At 44.8% G+C, this 1,606-nt stretch carries 2 protein-coding genes; both read right to left on the bottom strand.

The window, feature by feature from the left end; all coding sequences use genetic code 11:
* Positions 1 to 665 precede the first annotated feature (665 nt).
* Entirely contained in the window at positions 666 to 1,226 is a 561-nt protein-coding gene (locus KUL49_RS21430) for a hypothetical protein (protein WP_242633927.1), read from the bottom strand.
* A 172-nt stretch (positions 1,227 to 1,398) separates the two neighbouring features.
* Positions 1,399 to 1,606: hypothetical protein (locus KUL49_RS20960; RefSeq protein ID WP_131138456.1), on the bottom strand; the 208-nt coding region annotated here is incomplete at its 5' end.

Below are 1,606 nucleotides of genomic sequence, written 5' to 3' on the forward strand. Positions count from 1 at the left end.
TTCTTGTGCTGACGCGGTTTTTCTCTTCTAAGAGTCGGGCGCACGCCACTGTAAGTATGGACTATATCTTCGCGTGTTATCTTGGACTTGAAGTAGTTGTTTACGACATCAATTAAGTAATCAGTCTCTCGTTTGGTGACGCCTTATAACATTAAGCTAAGCGGCGCAGTTGCGTGGGGCATAATGGCGAAGCCGCCCCGCGTAAATGCGTCCGAGCGACCGAAGGGAGTGGTCTTAAGCGCCTTGTTATAAGCAGAGCCAGTTCCTTTGGTCTTTTTAAAACTGTTGAAGCCAGCATACGATTGATTGTTAACGCAGACAAGAAAAACGACTGTGCATTGATGTTTTTGATTTGACTGAAGCTAGCCGCCTTCTGAGCTATCGAGTGTAATGGCGCTTGCTGACTCAAAATAAGAACTTGGTGATAAAGCGCCTATTACACCAACTTTAAGTTGAAAGCGGCGGATTTAAACCTACCACAAGCCAGAGCGATGCTAATGAAGACAGGAGAGGACAGTTGCACTAGGATTTGTATAAAGCCAAACGCAGTTAAGGCTGACGCCTTATAACTTTCCAATAACGGGCGCAGACATGTGGGGCATAATGGCGGAACCGCCCCGCGTGTATGCGTCCCAGCGAACGCAGTGAGTGTGTTGATTGGGTTGTTATGTGGCATTTAAATAAGACGCACCAATAGCGCCGCCAATAATGAAAAACAGTATAAATATCATTGAGCTTAAGAATGACTGTATAGCTATTGACCAGTGTTTCTTATATAACCAATAAAAGCTACTAAAAAATATAGCAACTGAGAGAAAACCGCCAGCAACGAGAATCGGTAATTCACGGGAAAGCATAGTGTGAATATCAATTGCTTCTCTTTCAAACTGATAAAGGTCAACTTTTGCGACAAAGATTAAAAAGAGCCCCAATATTGCTGGCGACCAAACTATAAATATTCGCTTCATAGTGATGACACATAACATTAAGCTAAGCGGCGCATTTGCGTGGGGCATAATGGCGAAGCCGCCCCGCGTAAATGCGTCCGAGCGACCGAAGGGAGAGGTCTTAAGCGCTTTGTTAGAAGCAGAGCCAGTTCCTTTGGTCTTTTTAAAAACTAATGAAGCCAGCATACGATTGATTGTTAACACAGACAAGAAAAACGACTGTGCATTGAAGGTTTTGATTTGGCAGAAGCTAGCCGCCATTTGAACTGTCGAACGCATTGGCGCTTGTTGACGTTGAATAATAACTTGGCGATAAAGCGCCTAATGCGCAACCTTTGAATTGAAAGCGGCGGATTTAAACCTACCACAAGCCAGTACGATGCTAATGAAAGCAGGTGAGTGCAGTTGCACTGGGATTTGTATTAAGCCAAACGCAGTTTAGGCTGACGCCTTATAACATTAAGCTAAGCGGCGCAGTTGCGTGGGGCATAATGGCGAAGCCGCCCCGCGTAAATGCGTCCGAGCGACCGAAGGGAGTGGTCTTAAGCGACTTGTTATAAGCAGAGCCAGTTCCTTTGGTCCTTTTTAAAAAACTAATGAAGCCAGCATACGATTGATTGTTAACACAAACAAGCAAAACGACGGTGCAGTAAAGGTTT

The organism is Alteromonas sp. KUL17 (genome assembly GCF_006538305.1).
GTDB lineage: Bacteria > Pseudomonadota > Gammaproteobacteria > Enterobacterales > Alteromonadaceae > Alteromonas > Alteromonas macleodii.